The sequence below is a fragment of the uncultured Lactobacillus sp. genome, from assembly GCF_947367085.1.
Lineage (GTDB): Bacteria > Bacillota > Bacilli > Lactobacillales > Lactobacillaceae > Lactobacillus.
In genome coordinates, this window is sequence record NZ_CANBCP010000082.1 from 1 (window position 1) to 5,356 (window position 5,356).

The window sequence follows — 5,356 nt, forward strand, 5'->3', positions numbered from 1 at the left end:
TTTATAGTTTACTGCCATAAATTTCAATAGAAATGTTTCAATAAAAACACCTTTTTATTTGGAAAGGTGTTTTTATTGAAACACTTTTCTCTATAAGACTATACTTAAAAATTTTCCCCACCAAAAAAGACCAAGCAAAAATTGCTTGATCTCTCATTCGGTATTATTTAATTAAAAATCTTACTTCCTTAACTCATCAAAGAAGCCGTCGGCCTTTAAAATATCTAAGTAGCGGCTGATAGCGTCTGGCCAAGTTGGAAGTGGTTTAAAGCCGTTTTCTTCTAACTTACTCTTGTCTAAACGAGAGTTAAATGGACGAACAGCCTTTGATAAGCCATATTCTTCGGTAGTTACGGGAGTAACCTTAGTCTTATAGCCTGCTTGACGGTAGATTTCTTTGGTGAAATCGTACCAAGAAATATAGCCGGTCTTAGTACCATTTTCGTCATGGTCGCCTTCACTTGCTGGCAATTCTGCATTAGTTGCATGGTAATAGCCGTACTTATCAGTTTCAATCATGTCTACCAATAAACGAGCTAAATCAAAAGTATAAGTTGGTGTACCTACTTGGTCGCTAACAACTTTAACTTCATCATGGTTTGAACCAACTTTAAGCATGGTCTTAATGAAGTTAGAACCATTTACACCAAATACCCAAGCAATACGAACGATGAAGTACTTGTCTAAGGTATTAGCAACAGCTTCTTCACCGCCAAGCTTAGTTTCACCGTAAACATTTAATGGCTTGTAACCCTTAAAATCAGGTTCCCATGGTGTAGTTCCTTGACCATCAAAGACGTAGTCAGTTGATAAGTATACCATTGGCACGTCTAATTTCTTAGCTACATTGGAGATGTTTTGAGTACCACCAACGTTAACTTTACGTACAGCGGCGACTTTGTCATCATCTTCAGCCATATCAACTGCCGTCCAAGCTGCACAATGGACAATCACATCAGGATTTACTTCGCTAATAACTTTATCTACTGCCTCTTTATCTGTGATATCTAAAGCTATATATGGAGCGTTAGTGACAGGAGTACCATCAGCTACTCCAGCATATTCGGCAGCCAAATCTGAACCAACACCTTCATAGCCACGTTTAGCAAGTTCATTCATTACGTCATGGCCAAGTTGACCATTAACGCCAGTTACAAAAACTTTCATTAATTTACCTCACTACTTAAAACTTAAAAGTATCCTTTAAGCCTTTCCATTCTTGATCGCGTTCAGATAAAGTAAGCTTAGTACCATCATCAAGAGTGTAACCACTAGCATCTGGACTACCTGGGTAATCACCCTTAAGGTGTGGCCATTCGATATCAATTTCGGGATCGTTCCAAGCCATACCACCTTCATCGTTTGGGTGCCAGAAATCGTTAACCTTGTAGCAGAACTCTGCTTCGTCACTTAAAACAAGAAAACCATGAGCAAAACCTTGTGGAATTAAGAATTGCTTCTTATTTTCAGCAGTTAATTCAACACCATACCACTTACCGTAAGTCTTTGAATCGCTACGAAGGTCAACCGCAACATCGAATACACTACCGCGAACAGCACGAACCAATTTAATTTGTGGATATTTCTTTTGGAAGTGTAAACCACGAAGTACACCCTTAGTTGAGCTTGATTGGTTATCTTGAACAAAGTTAATGCTAAAGCCAGCATCCATCATATCTCTTTGATTAAAAGTTTCCATGAAGTAACCACGATCATCGCCGTGAACAGTTGGTGTAATAACTGCTAAACCTTCAATTCCACCAACATTTTTTTCAACTTTAATTTGTCCCATTTTTAATCTTCTTTCTCTTTAAAATTAGTAACGTAATTTACCTTCAGCAACGGACTGCAAGTGCTGTCCATATGGACTCTTACCATAGTGTTTTGCTGCTTCAAGTAATTTTTCTTTGTCAATCCAGCCATGAATATAAGCAATTTCTTCTGGTGCAGAAACAGATACACCCTGACGTTCTTCAATCATCTTTACATAATTAGAAGCATCAACCAAACTATGCATTGTACCAGTATCAAGCCATGCATAACCACGACCTAATAATTGAACACCTAAGTTACCATCTTGAAGATACATATCATTTAAACTTGTAATTTCAACTTCACCACGTGCACTTGGCTTAACTTGAGCAGCCTTTTCACTCACACCTGCTGGGTAAAAATATAAACCTGTAACAGCATAGTTACTCTTAGGTTGTTCTGGTTTTTCTTCAATAGATACAGCATTACCATTTTCATCAAAGTCAACAACACCAAAACGTTCTGGGTCATTTACGTAGTAACCAAAAACAGTTGCCTTCCCATTTTGCGCATCTTCAGCCGCATTTTTAAGCAAGTCAGTAAAGCCATTACCGTAAAAAATGTTGTCACCCAAAACCATGGCACATGCTTCACCGTTGATAAAATCTTCACCAATAGTAAATGCTTGCGCTAACCCATCGGGACTTGGCTGAACCTTATAGGATAATTTAACGCCAAATTGTGAACCGTCGCCAAGTAGCTCTTTGAATCGTGGCGTATCAGATGGAGTAGAAATAACCAAAATATCCTTAATACCGGCAAGCATAAGAGTTGACAATGGATAATAAATCATTGGCTTGTCGTAAACTGGCAATAATTGCTTACTTGTTACTAAAGTTAACGGGTATAAACGGGTACCTGACCCACCTGCTAAAATAATTCCCTTCATTGGCTTAATCCTTATCTAAAACTTGCTTCTTACCATACATTTCTTCGTAGTAATTTTGGTAATCGCCAGAAATGATGTTTTCCCACCATTCCTTGTTATCAAGGTACCATTGAATAGTCTTCTTAATACCATCTTTAAACATAGTTTCAGGAAGCCAGCCTAATTCGTTATGAATCTTTTCTGGATCGATAGCGTACCGACGGTCATGCCCCTTACGGTCAGTAACGTGCTCAATTAATGAGTATGGCTTGTCTAAGTAATCACAGATAAGTTTAACAATATCAATGTTAGCCATTTCATTGTGACCACCAATATTGTAAACTTCACCAAGTTTACCATTTTCTAAGATCAGGTCAATTGCCTTACAGTGGTCTTCAACATAGAGCCAGTCGCGAACATTCTTCCCATCACCGTAAACTGGTAATTTTTCATTGTTTAATGCTCTTTGAATCATCAAAGGAATCAATTTTTCTGGGAATTGATATGGACCATAGTTGTTAGAACAACGTGAGATGGTTACTGGCAAGTTGAAAGTTCTGCCGTATGCACCAACTAATAAGTCAGCACTAGCCTTACTTGATGAGTAAGGACTTGAAGTATGAAGCGGAGTGTCTTCATGGAAGAAAAGATCTGGACGATCCAAAGGTAAATCTCCATAAACTTCATCAGTAGATACTTGGTGGAAACGTTTGATACCGTATTTACGGCAAGCGTCCATTAAAACAGAAGTACCAATAATGTTAGTTTCTAAGAAAATCTCTGGATTTTCAATAGAACGGTCAACGTGACTTTCAGCAGCGAAGTTAACGATAACATCAGGCTTTTCGTCTTCAAATAACTTGTAAACACCTTTACGATCACGAATGTCTAACTTAACAAACTTGAAGTTAGGCCTGTCCATAACGTCTTTCAAAGTTGACAAATTACCTGCATAAGTCAAACTATCCAAACAGATAATTTCGTAATCAGGATGCTTCTTCAACATATAAAAAATAAAGTTTGAGCCGATAAATCCGGCACCACCAGTAACAACAACTTTCATGTTATTCCTCCATTAGTATTTTTTAGTTCATATGAAGTATATAACATTACGTTACGTCACCTTCAAGGGAATAAAATAAAAAAATGCCGTTTTTTAATTTCACACAAAAAAAGATCAAACACTTTGCTTTACAATGTGCTTGATCCTGAATTTATTTTTTACAAATAAAACATCCAACATCTTTAGTAATATGGAAACCATCTTTTACCTTATCGTCAACGTAATTTTTAAATTCATTATAGTGATCTAGTAAAATTGAATTCTGATTGCCATGACAAGATAAGATGTAGGAAATTACTGGCGTAGATTCAGATAATTCAATTGCGTCTTCATACTTATGACAAGTAATATCAGTAAAATCATGAGACAGCATTTTAGCTCCATTGTCTAAACCAAATCGATCATACAGGTTAGTTGAAGATAGAACAATTTCTGGATTAAACTCTTGAACTAAATCAGTAATTTCATACATATGCCTTTTAGAATAAGTAGAGCACGCAAAAGAAGCGCCCTTTTTCATTACTCTCTTTACTTCCTTCAAAGTCTTAGGAATATTGTCACAGTAAAAAAGCATATGATTAGCAATTACCAAATCAAACGTATTTTCCGCAAAAGGTATTTTTTGTGCATCAAATATTGCATATTGAAATTCTGATTTGTCCCCAATTTCATTCTTCGCATCGGCTAAGATACCTTCAGAAATATCAGATAACACAATGGTTAATCCCTTTGGGATTCTCTCTAGATTTTGTGACCATAGAGTACCATTACCAGCACCTAATTCTAGAATCTTCATCCCCGGCTTTAAGTTTAGCTGCCTAAACAGCCAATGGAACCATCCCTCTTTATTAAGAGAATAATCTCGGTGAAGCTTGATTCGCGCGGAAATATTAGAAGCATTTTGATACTGAGTATTTAGTGATTGATTCATTGAAGTCAAATGAATCAAATCTAGCATCTTATTCCAGTCTACTTCTTCTCCTGCTTTTAAGGTGCTACTAGTTGAATCAATAGCGGTAGCAACATTCTGCATTTCTTTAAGACGTTCTTCTACTAGTCTTTTTTGGATCTGCAGAGAATCAAGTAAAAGCTGCCTATCTCCTGATCCTAAAGTCATTTCTCGAATGTCTGTTAAAGAAAATCCAAGATACTTTAATAGAAGAATTTGTTGCAATTTGGCAAAATCAGCATCAGTGTAGCGTCTTGCACCACTTGCCGTGTGTGTTGATGGTTTTAATAAATTTTTTTGATCGTAATATCGAATTGTACGAATTGAAACATGCGCCTTTTTCGCAAATTCGCCGCTTGTGTAGTAAGTTGACATTTTAATTTTTTTAATCTTGAAGATTTTTTAGTGCATTTACCGTAGGTATTTCATTATGTCCAGCTGATCCTAGCCCTAAAATTTCATCATATAGAATATCTGTCATACATCCACTTACCATCTTATAGGGAATATCATAATTTTTTAAAGACCAATTTTCATCGAGTGCTCTAGCTGCAAAATGATTAATATTTGTAATGGCAGAATTTTGTGCTCGCTTCACAGTGATTCCATCTCTTCGTTGGTAAGCGGCAGCATTTTTTACACCTAGATATATTAAGTTGAATAT

The 5,356-nt window shown here is 36.5% G+C and carries 6 protein-coding genes; all 6 read right to left on the bottom strand.

Going from position 1 to position 5,356, the window contains the following annotated elements:
• Window positions 1-180 precede the first annotated feature (180 nt).
• The gene (gene rfbD, locus Q0Y70_RS09285) at window positions 181-1,167 is read right to left on the bottom strand and encodes a dTDP-4-dehydrorhamnose reductase (RefSeq protein ID WP_297820225.1); all 987 of its coding nucleotides are present in this window, start codon (window positions 1,165-1,167) and stop codon (window positions 181-183) included.
• 16 nt (window positions 1,168-1,183) lie between these two features.
• The gene (gene rfbC / locus Q0Y70_RS09290) at window positions 1,184-1,792 is read right to left on the bottom strand and encodes a dTDP-4-dehydrorhamnose 3,5-epimerase (RefSeq protein ID WP_297820228.1); all 609 of its coding nucleotides are present in this window, start codon (window positions 1,790-1,792) and stop codon (window positions 1,184-1,186) included.
• 24 nt (window positions 1,793-1,816) lie between these two features.
• Window positions 1,817-2,701, bottom strand: a complete 885-nt coding sequence (rfbA, locus tag Q0Y70_RS09295) for a glucose-1-phosphate thymidylyltransferase RfbA (protein WP_297820231.1) — start codon at window positions 2,699-2,701, stop codon at window positions 1,817-1,819.
• Between the two features lie 4 nt (window positions 2,702-2,705).
• Window positions 2,706-3,743, bottom strand: coding sequence for a dTDP-glucose 4,6-dehydratase (rfbB, locus tag Q0Y70_RS09300; protein WP_297820234.1), 1,038 nt, complete (start codon window positions 3,741-3,743; stop codon window positions 2,706-2,708).
• A 151-nt stretch (window positions 3,744-3,894) separates the two neighbouring features.
• Window positions 3,895-5,067, bottom strand: a complete 1,173-nt coding sequence (locus tag Q0Y70_RS09305; RefSeq protein WP_297820237.1) for a MerR family transcriptional regulator — start codon at window positions 5,065-5,067, stop codon at window positions 3,895-3,897.
• Window positions 5,068-5,077: 10 nt separating this feature from the next.
• Window positions 5,078-5,356: hypothetical protein (locus Q0Y70_RS09310; RefSeq protein WP_297820240.1), on the bottom strand; the 279-nt coding region annotated here is incomplete at its 5' end.

Bases quoted from the DNA above. Each gene is read 5' to 3' on its own strand.
- rfbD (WP_297820225.1), bottom strand. From the start codon at position 1,167: ATGAAAGTTTTTGTAACTGGCGTTAATGGTCAACTTGGCCATGACGTA.
- rfbC (WP_297820228.1), bottom strand. From the start codon at position 1,792: ATGGGACAAATTAAAGTTGAAAAAAATGTTGGTGGAATTGAAGGTTTA.
- rfbA (WP_297820231.1), bottom strand. From the start codon at position 2,701: ATGAAGGGAATTATTTTAGCAGGTGGGTCAGGTACCCGTTTATACCCG.
- rfbB (WP_297820234.1), bottom strand. From the start codon at position 3,743: ATGAAAGTTGTTGTTACTGGTGGTGCCGGATTTATCGGCTCAAACTTT.
- Q0Y70_RS09305 (WP_297820237.1), bottom strand. From the start codon at position 5,067: ATGTCAACTTACTACACAAGCGGCGAATTTGCGAAAAAGGCGCATGTT.